This window comes from Streptomyces zaehneri (assembly GCF_032248645.1).
In the GTDB taxonomy this organism is placed as follows: domain Bacteria; phylum Actinomycetota; class Actinomycetes; order Streptomycetales; family Streptomycetaceae; genus Streptomyces; species Streptomyces coriariae.
This window is the reverse complement of sequence record NZ_JASTTJ010000010.1, coordinates 111,910-135,107: the sequence shown is the minus strand read 5'-3', so window position 1 is coordinate 135,107 and position 23,198 is coordinate 111,910. Positions and strand designations below refer to the sequence as shown.

Here is a 23,198-nt window from a genome sequence, read left to right as displayed (position 1 = left end):
GGCACGCAAAACACTCAGAGGGGTTTACAACGGCACCGTAGGTGGCATGTCGATTTCGCCGACGTGCGAATCCCCGAGCGCACACTGAGCGAAAGGCCCTGGCGCTTATGAACACCACGGTCAGCTGCGAGCTGCACCTGCGCCTCGTTGTGTCGAGCGAGTCCTCCCTGCCTGTCCCCGCAGGCCTGCGGTACGACACGGCCGACCCCTACGCCGTGCACGCCACCTTCCACACCGGTGCCGAGGAGACCGTCGAGTGGGTGTTCGCCCGCGACCTGCTCGCCGAGGGCCTGCACCGGCCCACGGGCACCGGCGACGTCCGTGTCTGGCCGTCGCGCAGTCACGGTCAGGGCGTCGTATGCATCGCCCTGAGCTCTCCAGAGGGCGAAGCCCTGCTCGAAGCCCCTGCGCGGGCTCTGGAGTCCTTCCTGAAGCGGACGGACGCCGCCGTGCCTCCTGGCACGGAACACCGGCACTTCGATCTCGATCAGGAGCTCTCGCACATCCTGGCGGAGAGCTAGGGCGAGGCTCACACCGAGCTGCCCGGCGCCGTCCACTCGGGGAGACGGCTCGGGCCAGGACAACCGAATAGGGCATTGCGCCGACGCCGTGCCACGGGTCCCCCGTGGGGCGGCGTCGGCGTGCGCGCGCCACGTCCGGGCGCGGCTCCCCCGGCCTCCCGACGCCGGACGTCCGGGATCCGGTCACCGAGTGACCGTTGCTCGGCGGCCCGGTACGGCTACCATCGGCCAGCATCGGCGGGCGCTCGCCCGACCCTAGGCCAGGGAGCGAAATGTGCTGATCACCCACGACACCCGGTGTGCGCTCGATGCCGTGGTGGAACTGGTGAACACCGCACCGGAGGACGACACGACTCCGGACGCGCTGCCGGATGTCGCCGCCCTCGCGGACTTCGTACGAAAGCACGAGATCAGTGACGTCGGCGTGCTGTCCGAGTTCGACCTGTCCGCGGTGCGCAAGATCCGTGGGCGGTTCGCCGGGATCTTCGCGGCTTCGGACCCGCGGACCGCCGCCGGACTGATCAACGAGCTGGTCGCCGCCGCGGGCACCACACCACGCCTCACGGATCACGACGGCTACGACTGGCATGTGCACTACTTCGCACCCGGCGCCTCCGTCGCCGACCATCTGGCGGCCGACTGCGGTATGGCCCTGGCGTTCTTCGTGGTGGCCGGGGAGCAGGAGCGGCTCCGCCGCTGTGAGGCCCCGGACTGCCGGCGCGCCTTCGTCGACCTCTCCCGCAATCGCTCCCGCCGGTACTGCGACAGCCGCACCTGCGGCAACCGCCTGCACGTGGCCGCCTACCGGGCGCGTCGCAAGGAGGCGGCGGGCTGAAGGCCCGCCTCACCGGGCGGGGTCCCTCTCGCGGTTCCTCGACGTCCGTTGGCGCCGGTGGATGCCCCAAGCCGTCCCTCGACGTCCCGTAGGTGCCCCAAACCGTCCCTGGAAGTCCCTGGAAGTCCCTCGGGCGTTCCTCGACGTCGTTCGATGCCGACGCGGCCCCGGCGGGTGACGCCGGGGACCGCGGGTACGGCTCAGAGCAGCAGCAGATCATGCAGCGAAGCCATGAGCAGCAGACACCCGATCACCGCAAGAAAGATCATCAGCGGTGGCTGGGAAAGGGCGAAGAGGCACCCGCGCGGCTCGTCCTGCGGCGGCGCGGCGTCGCTCTGTGTCGTGTCCAGCATCTCGCGGGCGATGATGACGCAGGTGACGCCCCTCGCGCGATCACGCGCCCGGAATGAGCGGGAGTGCGCCGTATTCCGTGACGTCGCTGTCGTGCCGTGATCACTTCCGCGCACGGGCAGGCCGACTGTGTCGTTTCAAACACCCGGGCCACCCTGTGGCCAGGGGTTCATCGGCCCCGGCTCATATGCCGTGCTTCTTCAGGATGGCCTCGATGTCGCTGAAGTCGTCGGCGCCGCCGGTCGAGCGGGGTGCGGCCGCGGGACGGGACGCCGGGCGGGAGGCCTGGCCCAGGGAGGGCGCGGAGGCGGCGGGAGCCACCGCCTCGGCCCGCGCGGAGCGGGCCGCCGCTCTGCGCTCCTTGCGGGTGCCGCCGCGACGGCGCTCCACGGTGCGGGTGGTGGCGAACAGGGCCCAGGCCCCGCCGAGCACGGCGAAGCCCGCCCAAGCCGTCGGGCTGAAGGCGGTGTCTGCGGCCCATTCGACGACGCCGGTCATCACGAGGCCCAGCGGCACCAGGGCGTAGGCGGCGATGCGGGCGGCCGCCAGGAAGCGCTTGCGATAGGCGGTGACCACCGCGATGCCGAGACCGGCCACGGCGGCGACGGAACAGACGGTCTCGGCAATCATCCGGTCCTCCAGGCGTGGGCTCACTCGGGCGGGGATTCACATCGACTCGGCGCCGCGGCCGGCGGCCCGCGCCTCGTCCCTTCCATCCTGCACCTGCGTACCGCCCTCGGGCCATGCTCCGGCCGGACATCAGGGACATCTCCGGGTCGGCTCCTCCGCAGGTGCCGGACCGGCGCGTCCCTCCGGACCGGCGCGTCCCTCGGTCCGGGCGGGAGCGCCGTGTCCGGGCGACGGGTGGTCCGGATTGGGGCGGCCGGGCGGTGACTGGAAGACTGGCGTCATGAACGACTCGTCCCCGACCTCCGCCGCCGCCCCAGGCCCGGCGGCCGCCCGTCCCGCCGTCGTCCTCGACGTCTGGTGCGAGCTACAGTGCCCGGACTGCCGCGGCGCCCTCGACGACCTGCGTGCCCTGCGCGAGCGGTACGGCGACCGGCTGGAGCTGCGGCTTCGGCACTTCCCGCTGGAGAAGCACAAGCACGCCTTCGCCGCCGCGCAGGCCGCGGAGGAGGCCCTGGAGCAGGGGCGGGGATGGCCCTACGTCGAGGCCGTGCTGGCCCGGGTCGAGGAGCTGGACCGCGGGGGAGAACCCTTCCTGGTCGAGGTCGCCGGTGAACTCGGGCTAGACGCCGAGGAGTTCGACACCGCCCTGATCGACGGACGGCACATCCTGATCGTGGACGCCGACCAGGCCGAGGGCAAGGCGATCGGCATCACCGGCACCCCGACCTACGTCATCGGCGGCGAACGTCTCGACGGCGGCAAGAGCCAGGACGGGCTGCGCGAGCGCATCGAGGAGATCGCCGACCGGCTGCTCGCCGAACAGTCCTGAGCCGGGCTCCGCGCGCCCCGGTTCAGAGCAGGTCCTTGCACATCGAGTAACCCACGGGCAGATAGCCGAGCGACTCGTAGAGCCGCTCGGCCGGGGTGTTGCCGGCGAAGACGTTGAGAGCGAGAACGCGCTGGTCCGCCGCGATCGCCTGGGCCTCGGCCAGCAGCATCAGGGAACGTCCGTGGCCCCGGCCGCGGAAGGCCTCGTCGGTCTCGACGTCGTACACGAACGCCTTGTCACGGACGAACGCCACCCAGAGCGTGCCGACCCGGGTGCCCTCCTGCTCCAGAACGCTGAACAGCATGTTCTCCGTCGCCATGCCCTGCGGCAGCAGTACTTCGTAGTCCCGCCGCGACCTGGCCGACGCCTCGTCCTCGGGCACCCCGCGATCCGCCCAGTCCTGGGCGTAGGACGCGACGCCGTGCTCGTACCAGGGCAGGTACTCGGCCTCCGCCATGGACCTGCCCCGGGTGCCCTCGGGCAGCCGGGGAGCGGTGGCGCCCAGGACCTTCTCCATGCCGCGGTTGCGGTGGACGTAGCCGAGCGCCACCGCCAACCGCAGCGCGGTCCCCGCGTCGGCGGGCACCCTGACCTCGATCCGCCTGCAGCCCCATCCCCTGGCCACCTCCTCGGCGGCCAGCGCGGCCACCGTGCCGCGCCCGCGCCCGCGGTCAGGTTCCTCGATGCGCAGGTCGTCGATCCGGGCGACGCGGGGGCCGAACACGGGGGACGTCGAGAGGCGGACCGCTCCGACGGGACGGCTGTTCACGCACACCTGGTAGTGGCGTGACAGTGCCCCGTCGGCGGCGTGCTGAAGCGGCTCGGTCGGCCGCAGGGTCGTGGTCATCAGGGGCTTTCTACCCGCCCCGGCGAGCAACGTCAGCCTGTTTTCCCGGGCCTTGTGGTTCCGGTGCGGGACGTCGGGGGTTCGGTACGCGCCCTACGGGTCGAGGTCGTCGGCGGCGCGCTCGGCGAAGATCCGCATCGCCTTGGCGGTCACCGGCCCCGGCGCGCCCGGCAGTTCGCGGTCGTCGACGCGGTGCACGGCCTGGACGTCCCGCAGCGTGGAGGTGAGGAAGACCTCCTCGGCGCGCTCCAGCACGTCCAGCGGCAGGTCGGTCTCCTTGGCGCCGGTCCACTCGGCGGTCAGCTCCCGCGTGATTCCCGCGAGGCAGCCGGAGGCGAGCGGCGGGGTGTGGATCTCTCCGTCCAGGACGACGAACACGTTGGACCCGGTGCCCTCGCAGAGCTGCCCGACCGTGTTGGCGAACAGCGCCTCGGTGGCGCCGTGCCGGTGGGCGCGGGCCAGGGCGACGACGTTCTCGGCGTACGAGGTCGTCTTCAGTCCGGTGAGCGCGCCGCGTTCGTTGCGCGTCCAGGGGACCGTGACGACGGCCGTGGAATCGGCGCGCCGGGTGGTCTCCCCCAGGGCGACGACGAGGGTGGGGCCGTGTTCGCCGCGGTCGGAGCCGAGCGGGCCGTGGCCGCCGGTGTAGGTGATGCGCAGCCGGCCGAGCGGCATCGGGTTGGCCTCGAGGACGGCGGCGCAGGCGCGGCGGACCTCGTCGTGGTCGGGGTCCGGCAGACCGAGACCGCGCGCGGAGCGGGTCAGCCGGTCGAGATGGCGGGTCAGCGCGAACGTGACGCCGTCCACCGCCTTCACCGTCTCGAAAATTCCGTCGCCCACGGTCAGTCCGTGGTCGAAGACGGAGACGCGGGCGGACTCGGTGTCCAGCAGCCCGCCGTCGAGCCAGATCTTCACGTCAGTCCCTCTCCTTCGGCCTCGTACGTTCCCGACGCTACCGCGAGCAGTCGGGAGGCCTTCAGCTCGGTCTCCTCCCACTCGGCCTCCGGGTCCGAGCCCCAGGTGATGCCCGCACCGGTGCCGAAGCGCAGCACCGTCGCGCCCCCGGGAGCCCGGTCGATCCAGAAGGTGCGGATGCCGACCGCCAGCTCGCCGGTCCCCCGGTCGGCGTCGACCCAGCCGATGCCGCCGCAGTACGGGCCGCGCGGCGCCGTCTCCAGCGCGTCGATGATCCGCAGGGCGCTGGACTTGGGGGCGCCGGTGACCGAGCCGGGCGGGAAGGCGGAGTCGAGCAGCTCCGGCCAGCCGGCGCCGTCGCGCAACTCGCCGCGGACCGTGGACACCAGGTGGACCAGACCCGGGTGCTTCTCCACGGCGCACAGGTCGGGGACGGTCACGCTGCCGGTGGCGCAGACCTGACCGAGGTCGTTGCGGACGAGGTCCACGATCATCACGTTCTCGGCGTAGTCCTTCTCCAGGAGGTCCGCCTCGGTGCGTCCGGTGCCCTTGATCGGCCCGGACTCGACGACCCGGCCGGCACGGCGCAGGAAGAGTTCGGGCGACGCGGTGGCCGTCTCTATGCCGTGCGCCGGGAGACGAATCGTTCCTGCGTAGGGCGCCGGGTTGCCCCGGGCCAGCAGGGCGGTCAGCGCGTCCACGTCGGCGTCGGGCGCGACCGGCGCGGTCAGGACCCGGCAGAGGTTGGCCTGGTACACCTGGCCGGCGGCGATGTGCTCCCGGATGCGGCGCACACCCGCCGTGTACGCGGCGCGGTCGAGGGACGACGTCCAGTCACCGGCCGAGGGCCCTCGCCACGCCCCCTGCACGGGAGCGGGCACCGGCTCCTCGCGCACGTCGGCGAAGCGCGCACAGACCGGACGGCCCTCGAAGTCGGCGCAGACGGCCCAGAATCCGGCGGCTTCGAGGGCGGCCGGATCGCTGGTCACATCGAGGAGGCCGGTGGCGACTCGGGTGCCGAAACGGGCGAGAGGAGGGAGGTCGAGCACGTGGTCGAGTGTATGGCGGGTCGCTCGAGAGGTGGTCCGGGCATGTCCCGCATGTCCCGGCCGGGGGCCCTGACCAGGTCGGCGAGCAGACACAGCGCAGCACGCTGCACAAACGCGTTTTTGTACTGGCCCGGGAATCCGCTAGAGTTCAACACGTCGCCGGGACGCGAGAGCCGACCGAAACGACAAGCGGACGTAGCTCAGTTGGTAGAGCGCAACCTTGCCAAGGTTGAGGTCGCGAGTTCGAGCCTCGTCGTCCGCTCGAAGGAACAAGGGGTCTTCCCGGTCCCCTACACTCCTGGTGGAGTGGCCGAGAGGCGAGGCAACGGCCTGCAAAGCCGTCTACACGGGTTCAAATCCCGTCTCCACCTCCAAGGACGATTAGCTCAGCGGGAGAGCGCTTCCCTGACACGGAAGAGGTCACTGGTTCAATCCCAGTATCGTCCACTGGATCTGTTCGAAGATCCGAACCCGCGCGATTAGCTCAGCGGGAGAGCGCTTCCCTGACACGGAAGAGGTCACTGGTTCAATCCCAGTATCGCGCACGCACCGCACACGCCCCTCGGGTCGTGGTCCCGAGGACGATTAGCTCAGCGGGAGAGCGCTTCCCTGACACGGAAGAGGTCACTGGTTCAATCCCAGTATCGTCCACACATCAAGAAGCCCCCGGCCGCCTTCGCGGTCGGGGGTTTCTTGCGGGTTCCGGTTCAGCTGGAGAACAGCATCCGGCCGAAGCCCTTCTGGCGGTGATGCCCGCCGTGGTGGCCGCCGTAGTGGGCGCCGCCCTGCGGGGCACCCCAGGCAGGCGCGGCCGGGGCGGCCTGCGGGTACGCCTGCGGGGCGGCCGGCGGGGGCGGGCCCGGCTGGGACCACTGGGACTCCAGGCGGGTCAGCGCCTCGAGCTCGCCGTAGTCGAGGAAGATCCCGCGGCAGTTGCTGCACTGTTCGATCTGGACGCCGTTGCGGTTGTACGTGTGCATCTGAGCGTGACACTTCGGGCACTGCATGGTTCGGCTCAACTCCTCGCCGGTCGGTGCTGTTTCGCGTACCGCCAGGACAGACACTGTCCGGCTGCGGTCGGTTGCACCCTACTTCGCCCGGTCGGCCGTCAACTGCGGGGGGACGGAACCCATTCGGGCACAGGCGTCGACCAGGCACTGCTCGACCTCGTCCAGCGCCCGCCCCTGCGCCAGCGACTTCGTGACAGAACGTGCCGCGGTCTGCACGGTGAGTGCGCGCGCCGGGACGTCGAGGGCGGACCAGGGGTCGCCGTCCACCGGGACCGCGGGCCCGCCCCGGGCGCGGTAGGCGGCGAGGAAGCGGGTCCACTCCTCGGGCGGGAGGAGACCGCAGGCGTACCAGGCGGCGGGGCGGGCGAGATCCCAGGCCGGAACGCCGACGCCGAGATCGTCGACGTCGATCAGGCGCCAGGGCCCGTCGGGTGCCGGGTGGCGGACGAGCTGGCCGAGGTGGAGGTCGCCGTGGCAGAGGGAGCCGGTGTCGGGCATGGGGGCTTCGGCGCGGGCCCAGGCGGGCAGCGCGTGCCAGGCGCCCAGGACGGGGGCGACGGCGGGGTGCGGTCCGGCCGCGCGGAGGCGGGCCACGGCGTGGGCGGCCTTGACGGGACCGCGCATCTCCGGAAGCGCGGCCGGAGCGGGGGTGCGGTGCAGCCGGGCGAGCAGGGTGCCCGCGGCCTCCCAGGGGGCCAGGTCGGGATCGTCCGGGTCCACCGGGGTGCCGTAGGGCCAGAAGGTCACCAGACGGCCGTGGAGCGCGACCGGAGCCGGTGCGAGCGGCGCGAGGAGGACGTCGGGGAGACTGGCGGCGAGGGCGAGGCGCGGGGTCAGTCCGGCCGGGTCGGTGCCGGGGGCGTGCGCCTTCGCGACGGTGTCGGCATGCCGGACGACGGTGGCGTCGGGGCGGTCGGCGAGGGTGGCCGCGCCACAGGGACAGGCCGGTGTGGTCTCGTGCGCCTTGGCTCCGGCACGGCGGGAGAGCTCGGTGAGCAGGGGGTGCGCGGTCACGGGGCTCCCTGGGCGGCGGCGTGCGGGTCCTCCCGCGAGGGTACGCAGCCGGGGTCACCGAAGTCGCGGAGCCATCGGAGTCGCGGAGCATCCCGGACGCGATCGGCCGGGAGAGGAGACGCCGGCGCCGGAGAAGGCGTAGTGGGCCGCCGGGAAAAGCAATGCAGGCGCAGCTCCCCAGCTGCGCCTGCATTTTTTGCCGTCCGCCGCACCCCCGTCCCCACGGGGTTTCATGGGTGGATGTCCCCGCCCGAACCGCTCTTCCGGGCCTGGGGTCGCCGCTCAGCGCCCCAGCATCACTCCCACGGACGACGCCTGTGTGGCCACTGTCTCCCAGCCGTCGAAGACGACGAGGAGCAGGACCGCCAGGGGAAGGGCCATCAGCGTCGCCACCAGGGGGTGGCGGCGGCCCGTGCGACGAGGGCGCGTACCGCGTCCCTGTGCGCGGATCATCGTCCGCGGTGCCGTAAGAGCCATGGTCCCTCTCCTGACCTGATCAGTTGTCGTTGGCAAGCGGCGGGTGTCTGACCTCGGGGGACGAGTGCTGCACCCGCCGCTTGACCTCAAATCTAGGCGCGGGGCGGCCGGCGGGCGTCATGCCCTCGTACCGATTGCCGGGCCTCCCGGAGGATGAGCCATGACCTGCGGAGTACTCCCCTGGGTGGAGAGATGGTCCTACGTCTCAGGGTCTTCCCGGAGGGGCTCTCCGGGAAGGTGCGGACCCCCGCACCGCCTCAGGGCTCGAGGGGGGACCCGGGGCCGTGACTTCGCTCACTCCGTCACCCTCCGCGGTACCGCCGTCGCCCCTCCCAGGGCCGCCCGGCGGGCCGTCACCCCCCGGGTCCGGTTCCGGTCGCCGCCGTCGGCGCCGGTCCGCGCACGGTCGCCTGCCAGGGGATCAATCCACTTTCCGGGAGCGGCGGTTGGGGCCGACCGACCGCCAAAGTGCGCCTGTTCGCAGGGTCTCTGATCACCCTTCACATTCCCCACCGGGCACTGACAATCGATCGGTACGAGAGGGCGCGGCCTCTGCGCGCGAACGGCCGTGGAAACGTAAGCTGTGCCACGTCACACGGACCGGGCAGCGGGGATGAACATGGCGATGATGCGCCTGAGGCGCGAGGACCCGCGCGTCGTCGGCTCGTTCAGGCTTCACCGACGGCTCGGCGCGGGTGGGATGGGCGTCGTCTACCTGGGTTCCGACAAGAAGGGCCAGCGGGTCGCGCTGAAGGTGATCCGGCCCGATCTGGCGGAGGACCAGGAGTTCCGGTCGCGGTTCGCGCGCGAGGTCTCGGCCGCTCGCCGGATCCGGGGCGGCTGTACGGCACGGCTGGTCGCGGCGGATCTGGACGCCGAGCGGCCGTGGTTCGCCACTCAGTACGTGCCCGGGCCCTCCCTCCACGACAAGGTCAACGACGAGGGTCCGCTCGGGGCCGCCGAACTGGCCTCGATCGGAGCGGCACTGTCGGAGGGGCTCGTCGCCGTCCACGAGGCCGGGGTCGTGCACCGGGACCTGAAGCCCTCCAACATCCTGCTCTCCCCCAAGGGCCCGCGGATCATCGACTTCGGCATCGCCTGGGCGACGGGCGCCTCCACGCTGACCCATGTCGGTACGGCGGTCGGCTCCCCCGGGTTCCTCGCGCCCGAGCAGGTACGCGGGGCGCTGGTCACCCCGGCCACCGACGTGTTCTCGCTCGGCGCCACGCTCGCCTACGCCTCGACGGCCGATTCGCCCTTCGGGCACGGCAGTTCCGAGGTGATGCTGTACCGCGTCGTGCACGAGGAGCCGCATCTGCACGGGGTGCCGGACGCGCTGGCCCCGCTGGTGCGCGCCTGTCTGGCGAAGGACCCGGAGGAGCGGCCCAGCACCCTCGATCTCTCCCTGCGCCTCAAGGAGATCGCGACCCGGGAGGCCCAGGGGCTGGCGGACGCGCGTCCTGCGGTGCCTCGGTCGGCCGAGGCGGATCGTCCGACCGGGCGGCTCTCCGACACCGGTCACCCGGAGCGCACGCTGCGCCAGCAGGCCGGGCCCGGTACTCCGCCGCCGCGGAACGGGGCGCCGCCCGCGCGCGGTCCGGTTCCTTCGCGGGGCGGAGCACCGGCTCGCGGCGGCAGTGCCGCACGGGGCGGCGGTGCCTCGTCGTCGCGGTCGGGGGCCCGGCCGGCTCCCCCGCGCAACACCCGCCCCGGCAGCGGCAACCGGCCCGCGTCCCGTGGCGGGGCCCGGCGCCCGGGGCCGAGGACCACGGGAACCGGGCGGCGGCCCGCCAATCCGCGGCTGCTGCGCCAGCGGCTGTTCGTCTTCGTCGTGGTGACCCTGCTGGTCGCGCTCGGCATCGCCGTCGTCCAGGGCTGCGAGGGTCCGGCGCGCGGGCTCGGCGGCGACGGCGGCGTCGTACGGCAGGAGCAGCAGCACCTCCGTCCGCAGCCGGGCGACCCGCTCGGGGACTGACCCGGGGCTGAACCCTCGGGCTGCCGGGAGAGTGGCCGGGACCGCGTCAGGCGGTGATGGGGATGATGCCCAGGGGCTCCGTGGTGGGCTGCGGTGAGCCGCCGGCCGGTTCGACGGTGATCCCCACGGCGACGGCGTCGGCGGGCGATCCCTTCAGGACGTGGGAGCCGTTCGGCGTGCGGCCGGTCACCAGGCCCGCCGAGCGGACGTCGCCCGCCTCGGCCGCGTACCAGAGCTCGTAGACCTTGCCCCCGGTCAGGGCGGGAAGACCGTATGCGGCGAAGACCGCCCGTGCCTGGTCGAGAGAGACCACGACGGCGGCGGCGGTCCCGCCGGTCAGGCTTCCCGTGTGGACGGTGGCGTCGGGTGCGGTGAGGACCTCCGTGATCGCGGCGCCCGCGGTGCGGGCCTGCTGGTCGGCCAGGGCCGCCCGGGTACGCACGTCGTCCGCCTCGACATGCTGCCGGACGGCGATGCCGCCGAGCACGGCGGCCGCCGCGATGCTCACGGCGAGCGCGAAGCGCAACACCCGTTGGGCGGGGGCCCGCGAGCGTTGCGGGACCCGGTCCTGACGGGTGTGGGCGACGGCCTGAAGGGTGCGGGCACGTGCCTGCGCCGTGACCGGGACGTTCTGCACCGAGGCGCCGAGCCGGGCGGTGGTCCGAAGGAGATCGGCGGCCTCCCGGTGGCACTGTTCGCAACCGGCGAGATGGTTCTCGAACGCGGACTCCTCGGCGGGCGGCAGGGCGTACAGGACATACGCGCCGACGGCCAGGTGGCGATCCTCCTCAGGTGTCATGCGTCGGCCTCCAGACAGGCGCGCAGTCGCCGGAGCCCCGCGCGCATTCGGGACTTCACCGTTCCTTCGGGGGTGGAGAGTGCGTCGGCGACCTCGAGGTAGGTCAGGCCCTGGTAGTAGGCGAGCATCAGCGGCACGCGCTCCTGGCGGGCCAGCGTGGTGAGACAGCGGTGGAGCCTGCGCTGCTCGTCGTGGTCCTGGACGATCTCGGCCACCTCGTCGAAAGGGCGCTGCGGGTCGAGGGTGACCGTGCGGTGTTCGCGGGCCGAGCCCGCCTGGGCGGAGCGCACCCGGTCCACCGCCCGGCGGTGGGCCACGGTGAGGACCCAGGCTTTCGCCGTTCCGCGCTCGGGGCTGTAGCGGTCCGCGGTGCGCCAGACCTCGATCATGACCTCCTGGGTCACCTCCTCGGCCTGCGCGACGTCCCGCAGGATCCGGCAGGCCAGTCCCATGACACTGCCGGACAGCGCGTCGTAGACGCCGGTGAACGCGTCATGGTCGCCACCCGCCACCCGGGCCAGCAGGTCCTCCACTCGGGCGTCCGGATCGAAGCTGTGCGGCAAAGCCCTGCTCCCCTCGTGCCTCGTGCTGGGTTCGGACGGCCCGCCCGCGGCGTGTGCGGAGGGAAGGGGCCTGCACCGGGAGGCTCCTCACCGCTCCGTGGACGGGTCGCGCGCGGAACGAAGGTCGAGCAGGACGTGCACGGTCTTGCCGCCGAGGGCGGGGACCAGCCTGATCTGTCCACCCAGCCCGCGGATGACCCCCATCCCGAAGCCACCCCGTTCGTCGCCGGCCGAACGGCGGTGGAGTTCGGGAAGGTCCTCGCTGTGGTCGGCGACGGCGATGTCCAGTCGGCCGTCGCGCATCGTCAGCGTCAGGATGCAGGGACCGCCGGTATGCCGGACGGCGTTGGTCACGAGTTCGGAGACGACGAGAACCGCGTCCGGCACGCGATCGACCGGGTCGGTCGCCTTCAGCCAGCTCTCACTGACCTGACGGGCGAGGGACGGGGCCCGCCGGGAGTGCGGCAGGGCGACGGCACAACGCGCCGTCGTCGGCGGCGCCGTCGGCAGTGACGTGGTGGTGGACATGAGGGCTCCCCTGGAACGACTCGTCGGGGACGGCATGTGTTCGCAGGGGATTCGTAGCCGCACAGCACGCGGATGCCGCCGTGTTGTACACGAAAGCCTCAGGTTCTCACCCGCCCGGACGAGCGGGGTCCGCGCGTTCCGGGGGATGTCCTCGGCGTCGACGCTGCCGCGGCCTTGTGCCGTCCGGACATTTTTCGGCTTTGTCGTCATCTGCCCCGCTTCCGGGTCCGAATCCCCCGCGTCCGGCACAGCGGTACGGGGAACGGCGTTCCTCCCGGATGCACCCCACGCCATCGGCGCGACCGGTGGACGGGAGTGGCGCGGCCTCGCCGCATGTGCTCTTCGCTCGACGTTCAAGGGAGATGTGTCCGATGACCGCTTTCCTGCGAGCCCGCCGCCTGGTGGCCGGGGCCGCCGCGACGGGCCTACTGGCCGGAGGGGCCGTGCTCGGCATGTCCGGTGCGGCGACCGCGGCTCCCGCTCCCGCTTCCGCCCCGACCGTGGTGACCACCGACCACGACGGTAAGTGCCACTGGGTGAAGGGCCACTGGGAGAAGAAGTGGGTGAAGGGGCACTGGGAGAAGAAGCGGGTCGATCACAAGACCTGGAACCACGGCCACTGGGAGAACCACCACACCTACAAGTGGGTCTATGTTCCCGGCCACTGGGACCACCAGTGGGTCAAGGGGCACTGGGAGTGCCACCACCGCTGACCGCGGCCGTGCGCGGGCGAGGGCCGCAGGCATCACGCCGTCCGGCCCTCGTTCCGCGTTCGGGCCCTGCCCTCAGGACGTCCTCGGCCGGGTCGCGTAGAACGCGACGGCGGAGGCGGCCGCCACGTTGAGGGAGTCGATCCCGGCGGACATGGGGATGCGCACCCATTCGTCCGCCGCCCGCAGAGCGTACGTGGAGAGTCCGTGCCCCTCCGAGCCCAGCATGATGGCGCTCTTCTCGAAGCGTGCCGGGTTCAGCTCGTCGAGGGGGGTGGCCTTCTCGTCCGGGGTCATGGCGAGGATGTCGTACCCCGCGTCGCGCACGACGTCGAGCCCGGCCGGCCAGGCGTCGAACCGGGCGTAGGGAACCGAGAAGACGGCGCCCATCGACACCTTGATCGCCCGCCGGTAGAGGGGGTCGGCGCAGTCCGGTGAGAGCAGGATCGCCTTGATGCCCAGCGCGGCGGCACTGCGGAAGGCGGCCCCGAGGTTCGCGTGATCGACGAATCCCTCGAAGACGGCGACGCGCTGACCCGCGTCGTCCGGTGGTTCCACGGGGTGGTCGCCGCCCTGCCCCGGGACGGGGGTCCGGCGGGCGGCCTGGAGGAGTTCGGCGGCGTCCGGCAGCGGCTTGCGCTGCATGGAGGCCAGCGCGCCGCGATGGACGTGATAGCCGGTGACCCGTTCGGCGAGCTCCGGGCTGACGGCGTAGACCGGTGCCGGGAGCTCGTCGATCACGTCGCGCATGACGTCGACCCACTTGGCGGAGAGCAGCATGGAGCGCATCTCGTACCCGGCGTCCTTGGCCCGGCGGATGACCTTCTCGCCCTCGGCGATGAACAGGCCCTCGGCGGGCTCGCGCTTGCGGCGCAGCTCGACGTCGGTCAGGCCGGTGTAGTCGCGCAGGCGCGGGTCGTCGGGGTCCTCAACGGTGATGAGATCGGCCACAGAGGTGATACTGCCTTGTCCTGGGTGCGGTGCCAACGGCTCGGAACGGTTGTGTTACCCGCGGTTACTCGGAGCTCCGCGAGCCGACGCCGACGACCGCGCCGACGACGATCACCGCCGGAGGCCTGACCTCCTGCGTACGGACGGCCTCGGCGACCGTCGCGAGCGTCGCGTCCACCCGGCGCTGGGCGGCCGTCGTGCCCTCCTGGACGAGGGCGACCGGGGTGTCGGGCGACTTGCCGTGCTCGACCAGCGTCTCGGCGATCTTCCCGATCTTGTCGACGCCCATGAGGATCACCAGGGTGCCGGTGAGCTTCGCGAGGGAGGGCCAGTCGACCAGGGACCGCTCGTCGTCGGGAGCGACATGCCCGCTGACCACCGTGAACTCATGGGCGACGCCCCGGTGGGTGACCGGGATGCCGGCCGCGCCGGGCACCGAGATCGAGCTGGAGATGCCCGGCACGACCGTGCAGGCGATCCCGGCCTCCGCGAGGGCCTGGAGCTCCTCCATGCCACGGCCGAAGACGTACGGATCGCCGCCCTTGAGGCGGACGACCGACTTGCCCTGCTTGGCGTGCTCGATCAGCGCGTTGTTGATGGCCTCCTGGGCCATGAACCGGCCGTAGGGGATCTTGGCCGCGTCGATCACCTCGACGTGCGGCGGGAGTTCGGCGAGCAGGTCGCGCGGGCCGAGCCGGTCCGCGATGACGACGTCCGCCTCGGCGAGGAGGCGACGCCCGCGGACCGTGATCAGGTCCGGGTCGCCGGGACCGCCGCCGACCAGCGCGACACCGGGGGTCCGGGTGCGGTGGTGGGGGGCGACGAGGGTGCCGTCGCGCAGCCCCTCGACGACCGCGTCCCGGATGGCGGCGGTGCGGCGCGGGTCGCGGCCGCGGGCGTCGGTGGTGAGCACGGCGACCGTGACCCCCTCGCTGTGGCCGGTCGCCGGGGTCCAGGCGGTCGCGGCGTCGGCGTCGTCGGAGCGGACGCACCAGACGCGGTGCGCCTCGGCTTCGGCGGAGGCCCGGCCGTTCGCCTCGGGGTCGCTCGTGGCGATGAGGGCGTACCAGGCGTCGGCGAGGTCACCGTCGGCGTACGGGCGCTTCGACCAGGTGATCTCGCCCGTGTCCGCCATCGCTTCCACCGAGGGCGTCGCGCCGGGGGACACCAGGTGGATGTCGGCGCCTGCCGCGATCAGCGCGGGGAGCCGGCGCTGGGCGACCTGGCCGCCGCCGAGGACGACGACCCTGCGGCCGGCGAGACGGAGGCCTACGGGGTAGGCGGGGTGTTCGGCCATGAGGGTGCGGCTCCTCGTACGGGCAGAGAGCAGAGGGTGGGCGCTGCGGCTCTGGAGCGGCCCTGACGTGCGCATTTTAGAGGTGGCTTCAGCATGCGGCGGGGCCGGGGGCAGCACAAGCGCGTGCCCGCCGGCCCCTGAGCGGGCCCTACTTCTCGGTGACACCCGCCGAATCGAACGTCGCCACCTCGTGCATCGCCCGGGCGGTGCTCTGCACCAGCGGCAGGGCGAGCAGGGCGCCCGTTCCCTCGCCGAGGCGGAGGTCGAGGTCGACCAGCGGACGCAGGCCCAGCTTGTTCAGGGCGGCCACATGACCGGGTTCGGCGCTGCGGTGGCCCGCGATGCAGGCCGCGAGGACCTCGGGGGCGATGGCGCGGGCCACCAGGGCCGCGGCGCCGGCGCTGACGCCGTCCAGGATCACGGGCGTGCGCAGGGAGGCGCCGCCGAGGAGGAGGCCGACCATCGCCGCGTGCTCGAAGCCGCCGATCGCGGCCAGGACGCCGATGGGGTCCGCCGGGTCCGGCTGGTGGACCTCCAGTGCGCGGCGCACGACCTCGGTCTTGCGGGCGAGGGTCTCGTCGTTGATACCGGTGCCGCGGCCGGTGACCTCGGCCGGGTCGGCGCCCGTGAAGACCGAGATGAGGGCCGCGGACGCGGTGGTGTTCGCGATTCCCATCTCGCCCGTGAGCAGCGCCTTGTTGCCGGCCGCGACCAGGTCGCGGGCGGTCTCGATGCCGACCTCGATGGCCTGCTTGGCCTCCTCGCGGGTCATCGCGGGGCCGGTGGTCATGTCGGACGTGCCCGCGCGGATCTTGCGGGGCAGGAGACCGGGGGTCGCGGGCAGCTCGGCGGCGACGCCCACGTCCACCACGCATACCTCGGCGCCCACCTGGGTGGCGAAGGCGTTGCAGACCGCTCCCCCGCCGAGGAAGTTGGCGACCATCTGCGCCGTCACCTCCTGCGGCCAGGGGGTGACCCCCTGCGCGTGCACCCCGTGGTCGCCGGCGAAGATCGCGACGGCCGCGGGCTCCGGGATCGGCGGCGGGCACTGCCGGGACAGGCCGGACAGCTGCGCGGAGATGATCTCCAGCATGCCGAGCGAGCCCGGCGGCTTCGTCATCCGCTTCTGCCGCTCCCAGGCCTCGCCGAGCGCCTTGGCGTCCAGCGGTCGGACACTGGCGACGGTCTCGGCGAGCAGGTCGTGCGGGTCCTCGCCGGGCAGCGCGCGACGGCCGTACGTCTCCTCGTGGACGACCCAGGACAGCGGACGGCGCTTGGCCCAGCCGGCCTGCATCAGCTCGGGTTCGTCCGGGAACTCGTCGACGTAGCCGACGCACAGGTAGGCGACCACCTCGAGGTGCTCGGGCAGGCCCAGCGCGCGGACCATCTCGCGCTCGTCGAAGAAGCTGACCCAGCCGACGCCGAGGCCTTCGGCGCGGGCGGCGAGCCAGAGGTTCTCGACCGCGAGAGCGGAGGAGTACGGCGCCATCTGCGGCTGGGTGTGCCGGCCGAGGGTGTGGCGGCCGCCTCGGGTCGGGTCGGCGGTGACGACGATGTTCACCGGGGTGTCGAGGATGGCCTCGATCTTCAGTTCCTTGAACTGCTTCGCCCGGCCCTTCGGCAGCGACTTCGCGTACGCGTCACGCTGCCGGGTCGCCAGTTCGTGCATCGCCTGCCGGGTGTCCGCGGAGCGGATGACGACGAAGTCCCAGGGCTGCGAGTGACCCACGGAGGGCGCGGTGTGGGCCGCCTCCAGGACGCGCAGCAGCACCTCGTGCGGGATCGGGTCGGGGCGGAATCCGTTGCGGATGTCCCGGCGCTCACGCATGACCTTCAGGACGGCCTCGCGCTCGGCGTCGTCGTACGCGGGCGCGGCGGGGCCGGTGGACTCTCGAACTTCTTCCACTGGGGCCGGGCTCTCCTCCTGGTCGGCGGCCCTGGTTGCCAGGTCCTCCGGGCTCTGTGCGACATCGGGGTCGATGCCGGTCTCGGGCTCCGTGTCCGGGGTCGCCGGGGCGGGAGCGGGGTCGGCGCCGCGGGGGGCGGGGACCGTGACGGTGGGCGGGGCGGCCTCCGTTTCGGCGGTCTGCCCCGGTTCCGCCACCGCGTGGGCGGCCTGCTCCTGGGTGGGGAGCACCAGGGGGTGCGGCGGGGTCGGGGCGAGGTGCGGGGTGCTGGGCACCACGCCGTCGACCGGCACGAACCGGCCCAGGGGCTGGTCAGGCGACGCCGACCCGTCCGGCCGGCCGGGCTGCTCCTGCCGGGCTACCAGGGGAGCGGCGGGCGACGCGAGGGCGGTCGCCGGCTCCTGGACGAGCTGCGGGTGCGCGTGCTCGTGCTCCTGCCGGGCCGGCTGCGGGGTGGCCAGGGCTTCCACGGCCACGGGGACCTCGGCCGCCACGGGCTCCGGGGCGACCTGCGCGGGGGGCGCCTCGACGGGCGGCTCCGCCGTCGGCGGTTCCGGCTGCGGTTCCAGCGCCGACTCCGGCTCCGGTTCGGGCTCCGGTTCCGCGAGGGCTGCCGCGGGGGCGGGCTCCGGCAGGCCGACCGGGGCTTCCGCGTCGAGCGCGGGTTCGGGTGCGGCTTCCGGTGCGGCCTCGGCTTCGGCTTCGAGTGCGACCTCGGGCTCGGGCTGGGTCGCCGCTGCGGGAACAGGCGCTTGCGGAGTGTGAGACGCGGGGGCCGCGATGTGGGCGGCCGGGGCGAGGGTCCCGTGCGGAGTCTCCACCTCCGGCTGCTGGTCGGATTCCGGCTGCGGCTCGGGGTCGGCAAGCGGTGCCGGCCCGACGTCCTGGAGCGGCTCGACGGACTGCTCCTGAGCGGGCTCGGCCTGCGGGGCGGCCGACTCGGCGAGGGCTGCCGCGGCGGCGACCTCGGCCGACGCCACGAAGGCGTCGACGAGGAGGACGGACTCGGGAGCGGCGGCGGGCGCGGGGACCTCCGGCACGGAGCTCGCCTCGGGCGCGGGGGCCTCGGCCACGGGGCCGGGCAACTCCTGGGCCGGTGCCGCAGGTTCGGGCAGGTCGGGGAGCACGGTCACCACGGGCTCGGGGGCCGGGACGACTGCGGGCGCGGGCTCAGCAGGGGTGGGCTCGGTGACCACGACGGCGTCCGGCACGGGGACTTCGGCAGCGATGCCGGGTGCGGGAACGGACTCGGCGTCCGGAACCGCCTCCACCGCGGGCGCCTCGTGGGCCTGGGCCGGTGTGTCACCGATGCCCGCGTGAGGCTCCACGGGCTCCACGGGCTCCACAGGCTGCTGGGACTCCGGCTGCTGCCGCGCCTCGACCGGGCTCGCCTGCCCGGCGTCGGCCGCCTGACCGACGGCCTCCGCAACGGAGTTCGCGTCGGAGTTCGCGTCGGAAGCCTCCGCGGGCTCCGCCGTCTCGGCCGGGTGCGCCACCTCGGCCGGGTGCGCCACCTCGGCTGCCTGGGCCGCTGCAGGTCCGGCCGACGGGATGCCCTCGGCGGCGACGACCGGCTGCTCCGCGTACGCGGGCTCGGGGACCTGGGGGCCCTGGGCGGCATGCGGCGCCTGCACCGCGTCCACCGGCGCGTCGACGGCCGAAACGGGCGTGCCGTGCGCGGTCCCGTCGCCTCCCGAGAGGGGTACGCCGGCCGTGTCCTGCCCGGCCTCCGTGACCGCGACGGCGGGTGCCTGCTCCGCCTCGGCCATCATCGCGGCTCCGAGCAGCTCACCGGGGTCGACGAGCCCGTAGCCCGCGGCGGCCCGCGCCGACCCGGGGGCCTCGCCGCCGACGGCTTCGGTCTCCTGGGCCTCCTGGGCCTCCTGGGGGGCGGTCGCGGCGATCGCCTCGGTCGCCACCCGGGCGACGACGGCCTGGGCCACGCCGACCGGCTCGCGCTGCTGCCCTGCCGCGACGGCTGCCGGAACAACCGTTTCCGCAGCCGTGGCCCCGTGCTCGACCGGCGGCTGCGCGGCGCCCCAGGGAGAGGCGCCCTGCGGCGGCATCTCGCGCAGGTGCGGGGTGTCGAGGTACTCGGCGCCGGGCGCGGACGGGCCGGTCTGCCGTACCGGTGCGCCCGCGGGGCCGCGGTCGGCGAGGGAGCGGACCGGGCTCGCGGAGGCGTCGGGGATCGGCGGGCCGAGATGCAGGGGGCGGCGCGGGGCCGCCTGGGGGGCCGACGGGCCGGGGAGGCGGACGGCGCTGAGGTCGACCGAACCGGTGTCGCGGCCTGCCGTCTCGTGCGGGCCCGGCTCGTGCACCGTCTCGACGACCGGCTCCGGCGCGGGCGGCGCCACCTCGTTGCCCCACGCGCTCTGGGCACCCGGCAGCAGCAACAGGTCTTCGTCCTCGGCGGTGGTCTCGGAGAGGTAGGTGTACGCACCGTGCGCGGGGGCGCCCGGCTGTTCCACCATGCCTGCACTCTCCGGCAGCCCCTCGCCCGGGACCTGGCCGGTGTCGGTCATGCGTACCCCTCGCCCATCGGTTAGTGCTTCTACGACCAGCTCACCCGGAGCGGCGCACCGACCCGCCCCGTAGTGAAGAACGAGCGTCCGTGCCCAGCGGCACGAACGACCCGCCGGAAAAAGCGACAAAGCCATTCAGTGGCATTGTCCCGGCCGTAGTCGCGTCGCGACAGCGTGATCCGCGACGCCCCGCTGTGGACTGCGCCACGTTGCGCGTCCTCCGGTTCTGCCGTACCACACCCACCCCAAAAGGGATGCGTTTTCCGGACATTGACCGACGAAGTGCCGGGCGACCGGAAGCGGTACGACGATCGGCCAGCCTACCGCGCGCGGTACGACAACAGGATCACGGGGAGGGCGCACCGGGTCACGATCGGCGGTCGGGAAGGCCCTGCCCGGCGCCCGTCCGACACGGGTCCCTCACGCGTTCCTCACTTGCCCCTCACGCGCGCCCCTCCGGTCCGCGGGCCTCAGCGGGGCGACGCGCGCCGGACGATTTCTCCGGTGAGGAGGAACGCGACGCTCCGCTCCCGTTCCGTCCAGGCCCGCGTGTCGAGTTCGACGGACTGGACGAGCGAGCACTCGACGCGGTAGCCGTGCTCGGTCAGGTCGCGGCCCACCAGTTCGGCGGCGTCGCGGGTCCCGGCGTGGGTGACGATGCGCTGCGGGCGGCGGTCGGCGACGGCGGAGACCACGGCCGCTCCCCCGCCGCCGACCCGTACGACGTCCGGTTCCGGCAGGTTCTCCAGGACGTGCGGGGCGGTGCCGTGGACGATCTGGAGCTGGACGCCGTGGCGGCGCGCGGAGCTGTCGGTGCGGGCGCACGCCTCGAGGTCCCGGTCGACCGCGAGGACGGCGGCGCCCGCCCGCGCCGCCTCGGTCGCGAAGGCGCCGCTGCCGCAGCCGATGTCCCAGACGAGATCGCCGACGCGCGGGCCGAGCCGGGCGAGTTGGGCGGCGCGCAGCAGCTCGGCCTCGCCCTCGCCGAGTCCGCCGCCGTACGCCTCGGCGGGCAGGGCCCAGCCGCGCGGGCCGGCGCCCGGGTCGCGGCCGGCGATCCAGCCGCTGTCCCCGGAGACGACCGGCCCGGTGGGGCCGCCGATGACGATGACGACGTTGGGGTCGCGCCAGGTGTGGTCGGCAGCCTTGTCGGAGGTGACGACACTGACCTGTTCGCGGGTGGTGCCGAGTTCCTCGCAGACGACGAACGTGCGGTGCACGCCCTCCATGAGCAGGCCGAGTTCGGCGGGGCCGGCGCCCGGCGAGGTGAGGACGGCGACCTTGGTGTGGGCGCGGCAGACGTTCACGGCGCGGCGCAGGGTGCGCCGGTGGGCGACGACCACGTGGGCGTCGTCCCAGGGCATGCCGGCCCGGGCGAAGGCGGCGGCGACGGCGGAGACGGCCGGGACCACCTCGACCTCCAGGCCGAACTCGGGTGCGCGCAGGGTCCGTACGACGCCGAAGAAGCCCGGGTCGCCGTCGGCGAGGACGACCGCGGTGCCGCGATGGCCCGCGATGCGGCGGGCGGCGAGGGAGACGCTGCCGAGCCGGACGCGCTCCGCCGCGGGCGGCACCTCGGGCAGCGTCAGGTGGTGGGGGGCGCCGGCCACCAGCGTGGCGGCGCCGAGGGCGGAGCGGGCCGCGGCGGTCAGCGGCGAACCGTCCCATCCGATCACCGTGACGCGGTCGGCCATCGTCGTCAGTCTCCCCCGGGGTTCACGCAGGTAGCGGGCTCCGTGAGGGTACCTGGTCGGTGGGTCACGGCAATGGCGCCGGCACCGGCGCGAAGGTCAGTTCCAGTCGGTGTACGACGTGAAACCGCCGCTCTCCGCGAAGTGCTCCCCGGGGCCCTCCAGGTCCTCCGGGAGGAGGCTCCACACGATGTAGTCGGTGCGCACCTCGTTCCACCTGCCGTCCTCGGCCCGGGCGCGCGCTATGCAGGCGCCGCGCAGCACGCCCTCGCTGATACAGCCGATCTTCTGCGCGACCTGCTGGGAGGCGGTGTTGTCGGCGGCCGTGCGCAGCTCGATGCGCTCGAGCTTCTGGTCGCGGACCAGCCACTGGGCGGTGGCCAGCGCCGCCTCGGAGGCGTAGCCCTCGCCGCGCGCCCACGGCGCGATGATGTACGACAGCTCGGTGGAGCGGACGTGCCAGTTGGTCTTGGCGAGCTGGATGACGCCGACCAGGCGCTGGGTGAGGAACTCGGTGACGGCGAGGTCGAGGCCGCGGCCCTCGGTGCGTTCGGTGGGCGCGTACTCGGTGATCCAGCGGCGGGCGGCCGCCTCGTCGTAGGGCTGGGGCACGGCCGTCCAGGCCGCGACCTGCTCGTCGTTCATCATGTCGGCCAGGGCCGGCACGTCGTCCTCGTCGAGGGGACGCAGCACCAACCGCTCCGTGCTGATGGAGATGGTGGGGAAGGTGCTCGTCATGCGCCGCTCCGTAACCTTCGAAACCTCGGGGTGTGACCTGCCGACCCGTCAGGGTCCGCTGAACTGCCCAGCATGCAGCATGTGAGCCCGGAACCCCAGCACGGGGTCCGCACCAGGTGACGGTGCGGACCCCGGGCGCAAGTGCCGGTACCCCGGCCGGTCGAGGTGATCAGAACGAGGCGATGACGGAGCCGGCGTACTTGTCCTCGATGAACTTCTTGACCTCTGCGGAGGTGAGGAGCTTGGCGAGCTTCTTCACCCGCGGGTCGTCCTCGTTGCCGTCCTTGACGGCGAGGAAGTTGCCGTACGGGTTGTCCGTGGCGGACTCCAGGACGAGGGCGTCCGAGGCGGGCTTCAGGTCGGCCTCGATGGCGTAGTTGCCGTTGATGACGGCGGCGTCCACGTCGTCCAGGGAGCGTGGGGTCTGGGCCGCCTCCAGCTCCTTGAACTTGAGCTTCCTGGGGTTCTCGGTGATGTCGGCGGGGGTCGCGTCGTTGCCCACACCGGCCTTGAGGGTGATGAGCTTGTTCGCGGCGAGCAGCTTCAGGGCGCGGGCCTCGTTGACGCTGTCGTTGGGAACCGCGACCGTCGCGCCGCTCTTCAGGGCGTCGGCGCTCTTGGCCTTGTGGGAGTAGAGGCCGAGCGGCTCCAGGTGGACCGTGACGACGGGCACGATGTGGGTGCCGTTCTTCTTGTTGAAGTCGTCGAGGTACGGCTGGTTCTGGAAGTAGTTGGCGTCGACCGAGCCGTCCTCCGTCGCCGTGTTGGGCGTGACGTAGTCGGTGAACTCCTTGACCTCCAGGTCGAGTCCCGCCTTCTTCGCCAGGTTGTCCTTGACGAAGTTCAGGATCTCGGCGTGCGGGGTCGGGCTCGCGGCGACGGTCAGCGGGCCGCTGGTGTCGGAGGCGGCGTCCTTGTCCGAGCCGCAGGCGGTGAGCCCCAGGGTGAGGGCGCCGACGGCGAGGGCTGCGGTGGTGAACTTGGCGGTGTTACGCACGAAAAGTGCCTTTCCTGAGGGTGTAGCGACCCGCGTGGG

General features: G+C 73.1%; 22 protein-coding genes and 5 tRNA genes. 10 read left to right on the top strand and 17 right to left on the bottom strand.

Annotated features, from left to right (window positions below; genetic code table 11):
- Positions 1-107: 107 nt before the first annotated feature.
- Together QQM72_RS18720 and QQM72_RS18715 are read left to right on the top strand one after the other, a co-directional pair.
- The gene (locus QQM72_RS18720; RefSeq protein WP_004002642.1) at positions 108-521 is read left to right on the top strand and encodes an SsgA family sporulation/cell division regulator; all 414 of its coding nucleotides are present in this window, start codon (positions 108-110) and stop codon (positions 519-521) included.
- 274 nt (positions 522-795) lie between these two features.
- Positions 796-1,356 carry a CGNR zinc finger domain-containing protein gene (locus QQM72_RS18715; RefSeq protein WP_267020867.1) on the top strand — a complete coding sequence of 187 codons (561 nt, stop codon included), beginning with the start codon at positions 796-798 and terminating at the stop codon, positions 1,354-1,356.
- A gap of 200 nt (positions 1,357-1,556) precedes the next feature.
- On the opposite strand, the gene QQM72_RS18710 is transcribed toward QQM72_RS18715, so the two are convergent.
- Positions 1,557-1,709: a hypothetical protein gene (locus QQM72_RS18710; RefSeq protein WP_020128804.1), complete on the bottom strand. Its 153-nt coding sequence runs from the start codon at positions 1,707-1,709 to the stop codon at positions 1,557-1,559.
- A gap of 181 nt (positions 1,710-1,890) precedes the next feature.
- On the bottom strand, positions 1,891-2,337 hold the full coding sequence (locus QQM72_RS18705; RefSeq protein ID WP_314222007.1) for a hypothetical protein: 447 nt from the start codon (positions 2,335-2,337) through the stop codon (positions 1,891-1,893).
- Positions 2,338-2,617: 280 nt separating this feature from the next.
- Between QQM72_RS18705 and QQM72_RS18700 the strand changes: the two genes are divergently transcribed.
- Positions 2,618-3,166: a DsbA family protein gene (locus QQM72_RS18700; RefSeq protein WP_314222006.1), complete on the top strand. Its 549-nt coding sequence runs from the start codon at positions 2,618-2,620 to the stop codon at positions 3,164-3,166.
- 22 nt (positions 3,167-3,188) lie between these two features.
- Here the strand turns inward: QQM72_RS18700 and QQM72_RS18695 are convergent, their stop codons facing one another.
- The 3 genes from QQM72_RS18695 to QQM72_RS18685 form a co-directional block, all read right to left on the bottom strand.
- Positions 3,189-4,013, bottom strand: coding sequence for a GNAT family N-acetyltransferase (locus tag QQM72_RS18695; RefSeq protein WP_314222005.1), 825 nt, complete (start codon positions 4,011-4,013; stop codon positions 3,189-3,191).
- 93 nt (positions 4,014-4,106) lie between these two features.
- Positions 4,107-4,928 carry an aminotransferase class IV gene (locus QQM72_RS18690; protein ID WP_314222004.1) on the bottom strand — a complete coding sequence of 274 codons (822 nt, stop codon included), beginning with the start codon at positions 4,926-4,928 and terminating at the stop codon, positions 4,107-4,109.
- Complete coding sequence (locus QQM72_RS18685) at positions 4,925-5,977, bottom strand: chorismate-binding protein (RefSeq protein WP_314222003.1); 1,053 nt, start codon at positions 5,975-5,977, stop codon at positions 4,925-4,927. The genes QQM72_RS18690 and QQM72_RS18685 overlap by 4 nt, the downstream gene beginning before the upstream one ends.
- A gap of 189 nt (positions 5,978-6,166) precedes the next feature.
- Between QQM72_RS18685 and QQM72_RS18680 the strand changes: the two genes are divergently transcribed.
- The 5 genes from QQM72_RS18680 to QQM72_RS18660 all read left to right on the top strand — a co-directional run bounded on the left by QQM72_RS18680 (position 6,167) and on the right by QQM72_RS18660 (position 6,628).
- Positions 6,167-6,239: transfer RNA gene (locus QQM72_RS18680), tRNA-Gly, on the top strand.
- A gap of 38 nt (positions 6,240-6,277) precedes the next feature.
- A tRNA-Cys gene (locus tag QQM72_RS18675) sits at positions 6,278-6,351 on the top strand.
- A gap of 1 nt (position 6,352) precedes the next feature.
- A tRNA-Val gene (locus QQM72_RS18670) sits at positions 6,353-6,424 on the top strand.
- 26 nt (positions 6,425-6,450) lie between these two features.
- Positions 6,451-6,522, top strand: a tRNA-Val gene (locus tag QQM72_RS18665).
- Positions 6,523-6,556: 34 nt separating this feature from the next.
- Positions 6,557-6,628: transfer RNA gene (locus QQM72_RS18660), tRNA-Val, on the top strand.
- A 56-nt stretch (positions 6,629-6,684) separates the two neighbouring features.
- On the opposite strand, the gene QQM72_RS18655 is transcribed toward QQM72_RS18660, so the two are convergent.
- The 3 genes from QQM72_RS18655 to QQM72_RS18645 form a co-directional block, all read right to left on the bottom strand.
- A complete protein-coding gene (locus tag QQM72_RS18655; RefSeq protein WP_037735185.1) occupies positions 6,685-6,984 on the bottom strand; it encodes a TFIIB-type zinc ribbon-containing protein in 300 nt (99 codons plus the stop codon).
- 81 nt (positions 6,985-7,065) lie between these two features.
- A complete protein-coding gene (locus QQM72_RS18650; RefSeq protein WP_314222002.1) occupies positions 7,066-8,001 on the bottom strand; it encodes a phosphotransferase family protein in 936 nt (311 codons plus the stop codon).
- Between the two features lie 282 nt (positions 8,002-8,283).
- Positions 8,284-8,478: a hypothetical protein gene (locus tag QQM72_RS18645; protein ID WP_054239472.1), complete on the bottom strand. Its 195-nt coding sequence runs from the start codon at positions 8,476-8,478 to the stop codon at positions 8,284-8,286.
- 613 nt (positions 8,479-9,091) lie between these two features.
- Between QQM72_RS18645 and QQM72_RS18640 the strand changes: the two genes are divergently transcribed.
- On the top strand, positions 9,092-10,453 hold the full coding sequence (locus tag QQM72_RS18640) for a serine/threonine-protein kinase (RefSeq protein WP_314222131.1): 1,362 nt from the start codon (positions 9,092-9,094) through the stop codon (positions 10,451-10,453).
- Between the two features lie 46 nt (positions 10,454-10,499).
- Here QQM72_RS18640 and QQM72_RS18635 read toward each other — a convergent pair whose 3' ends face one another.
- The 3 genes from QQM72_RS18635 to QQM72_RS18625 form a co-directional block, all read right to left on the bottom strand.
- Complete coding sequence (locus tag QQM72_RS18635) at positions 10,500-11,252, bottom strand: anti-sigma factor (RefSeq protein ID WP_314222001.1); 753 nt, start codon at positions 11,250-11,252, stop codon at positions 10,500-10,502.
- On the bottom strand, positions 11,249-11,815 hold the full coding sequence (gene sigK, locus QQM72_RS18630) for an ECF RNA polymerase sigma factor SigK (RefSeq protein ID WP_314222000.1): 567 nt from the start codon (positions 11,813-11,815) through the stop codon (positions 11,249-11,251). The genes QQM72_RS18635 and sigK overlap by 4 nt, the downstream gene beginning before the upstream one ends.
- Before the next feature lie 87 nt (positions 11,816-11,902).
- Positions 11,903-12,343 (bottom strand): ATP-binding protein, encoded by a 441-nt coding sequence (locus tag QQM72_RS18625; protein WP_314221999.1) that lies wholly within the window; start codon positions 12,341-12,343, stop codon positions 11,903-11,905.
- A 371-nt stretch (positions 12,344-12,714) separates the two neighbouring features.
- Here QQM72_RS18625 and QQM72_RS18620 point away from each other — a divergent pair, with 371 nt between their 5' ends.
- The gene (locus QQM72_RS18620; protein ID WP_314221998.1) at positions 12,715-13,056 is read left to right on the top strand and encodes a hypothetical protein; all 342 of its coding nucleotides are present in this window, start codon (positions 12,715-12,717) and stop codon (positions 13,054-13,056) included.
- A gap of 72 nt (positions 13,057-13,128) precedes the next feature.
- Here QQM72_RS18620 and QQM72_RS18615 read toward each other — a convergent pair whose 3' ends face one another.
- The 6 genes from QQM72_RS18615 to QQM72_RS18590 all read right to left on the bottom strand — a co-directional run bounded on the left by QQM72_RS18615 (position 13,129) and on the right by QQM72_RS18590 (position 23,159).
- Positions 13,129-14,004, bottom strand: coding sequence for a TrmH family RNA methyltransferase (locus QQM72_RS18615; RefSeq protein WP_314221997.1), 876 nt, complete (start codon positions 14,002-14,004; stop codon positions 13,129-13,131).
- Positions 14,005-14,068: 64 nt separating this feature from the next.
- Positions 14,069-15,301, bottom strand: coding sequence for a uroporphyrinogen-III C-methyltransferase (cobA, locus tag QQM72_RS18610; protein WP_314221996.1), 1,233 nt, complete (start codon positions 15,299-15,301; stop codon positions 14,069-14,071).
- Between the two features lie 148 nt (positions 15,302-15,449).
- Positions 15,450-19,733: a nicotinate-nucleotide--dimethylbenzimidazole phosphoribosyltransferase gene (cobT, locus tag QQM72_RS18605; RefSeq protein WP_314221995.1), complete on the bottom strand. Its 4,284-nt coding sequence runs from the start codon at positions 19,731-19,733 to the stop codon at positions 15,450-15,452.
- A gap of 470 nt (positions 19,734-20,203) precedes the next feature.
- Complete coding sequence (cbiE, locus tag QQM72_RS18600; protein ID WP_314221994.1) at positions 20,204-21,427, bottom strand: precorrin-6y C5,15-methyltransferase (decarboxylating) subunit CbiE; 1,224 nt, start codon at positions 21,425-21,427, stop codon at positions 20,204-20,206.
- A gap of 96 nt (positions 21,428-21,523) precedes the next feature.
- Complete coding sequence (locus QQM72_RS18595; RefSeq protein WP_314221993.1) at positions 21,524-22,162, bottom strand: GNAT family N-acetyltransferase; 639 nt, start codon at positions 22,160-22,162, stop codon at positions 21,524-21,526.
- 169 nt (positions 22,163-22,331) lie between these two features.
- Positions 22,332-23,159, bottom strand: coding sequence for a MetQ/NlpA family ABC transporter substrate-binding protein (locus QQM72_RS18590; RefSeq protein WP_314221992.1), 828 nt, complete (start codon positions 23,157-23,159; stop codon positions 22,332-22,334).
- Between the last annotated feature and the right edge of the window lie 39 nt (positions 23,160-23,198).

Excerpts from the sequence above, each read along its gene's own strand:
- cobT (WP_314221995.1), bottom strand. The coding sequence starts at position 19,733 with ATGACCGACACCGGCCAGGTCCCGGGCGAGGGGCTGCCGGAGAGTGCA.
- QQM72_RS18620 (WP_314221998.1), top strand. The coding sequence starts at position 12,715 with ATGACCGCTTTCCTGCGAGCCCGCCGCCTGGTGGCCGGGGCCGCCGCG.
- QQM72_RS18640 (WP_314222131.1), top strand. The coding sequence starts at position 9,092 with ATGAACATGGCGATGATGCGCCTGAGGCGCGAGGACCCGCGCGTCGTC.
- cbiE (WP_314221994.1), bottom strand. The coding sequence starts at position 21,427 with ATGGCCGACCGCGTCACGGTGATCGGATGGGACGGTTCGCCGCTGACC.
- QQM72_RS18700 (WP_314222006.1), top strand. The coding sequence starts at position 2,618 with ATGAACGACTCGTCCCCGACCTCCGCCGCCGCCCCAGGCCCGGCGGCC.
- cobA (WP_314221996.1), bottom strand. The coding sequence starts at position 15,301 with ATGGCCGAACACCCCGCCTACCCCGTAGGCCTCCGTCTCGCCGGCCGC.
- QQM72_RS18635 (WP_314222001.1), bottom strand. The coding sequence starts at position 11,252 with ATGACACCTGAGGAGGATCGCCACCTGGCCGTCGGCGCGTATGTCCTG.
- QQM72_RS18645 (WP_054239472.1), bottom strand. The coding sequence starts at position 8,478 with ATGGCTCTTACGGCACCGCGGACGATGATCCGCGCACAGGGACGCGGT.
- QQM72_RS18655 (WP_037735185.1), bottom strand. The coding sequence starts at position 6,984 with ATGCAGTGCCCGAAGTGTCACGCTCAGATGCACACGTACAACCGCAAC.
- QQM72_RS18705 (WP_314222007.1), bottom strand. The coding sequence starts at position 2,337 with ATGATTGCCGAGACCGTCTGTTCCGTCGCCGCCGTGGCCGGTCTCGGC.
- QQM72_RS18695 (WP_314222005.1), bottom strand. The coding sequence starts at position 4,013 with ATGACCACGACCCTGCGGCCGACCGAGCCGCTTCAGCACGCCGCCGAC.
- QQM72_RS18720 (WP_004002642.1), top strand. The coding sequence starts at position 108 with ATGAACACCACGGTCAGCTGCGAGCTGCACCTGCGCCTCGTTGTGTCG.
- QQM72_RS18710 (WP_020128804.1), bottom strand. The coding sequence starts at position 1,709 with ATGCTGGACACGACACAGAGCGACGCCGCGCCGCCGCAGGACGAGCCG.
- QQM72_RS18595 (WP_314221993.1), bottom strand. The coding sequence starts at position 22,162 with ATGACGAGCACCTTCCCCACCATCTCCATCAGCACGGAGCGGTTGGTG.
- QQM72_RS18625 (WP_314221999.1), bottom strand. The coding sequence starts at position 12,343 with ATGTCCACCACCACGTCACTGCCGACGGCGCCGCCGACGACGGCGCGT.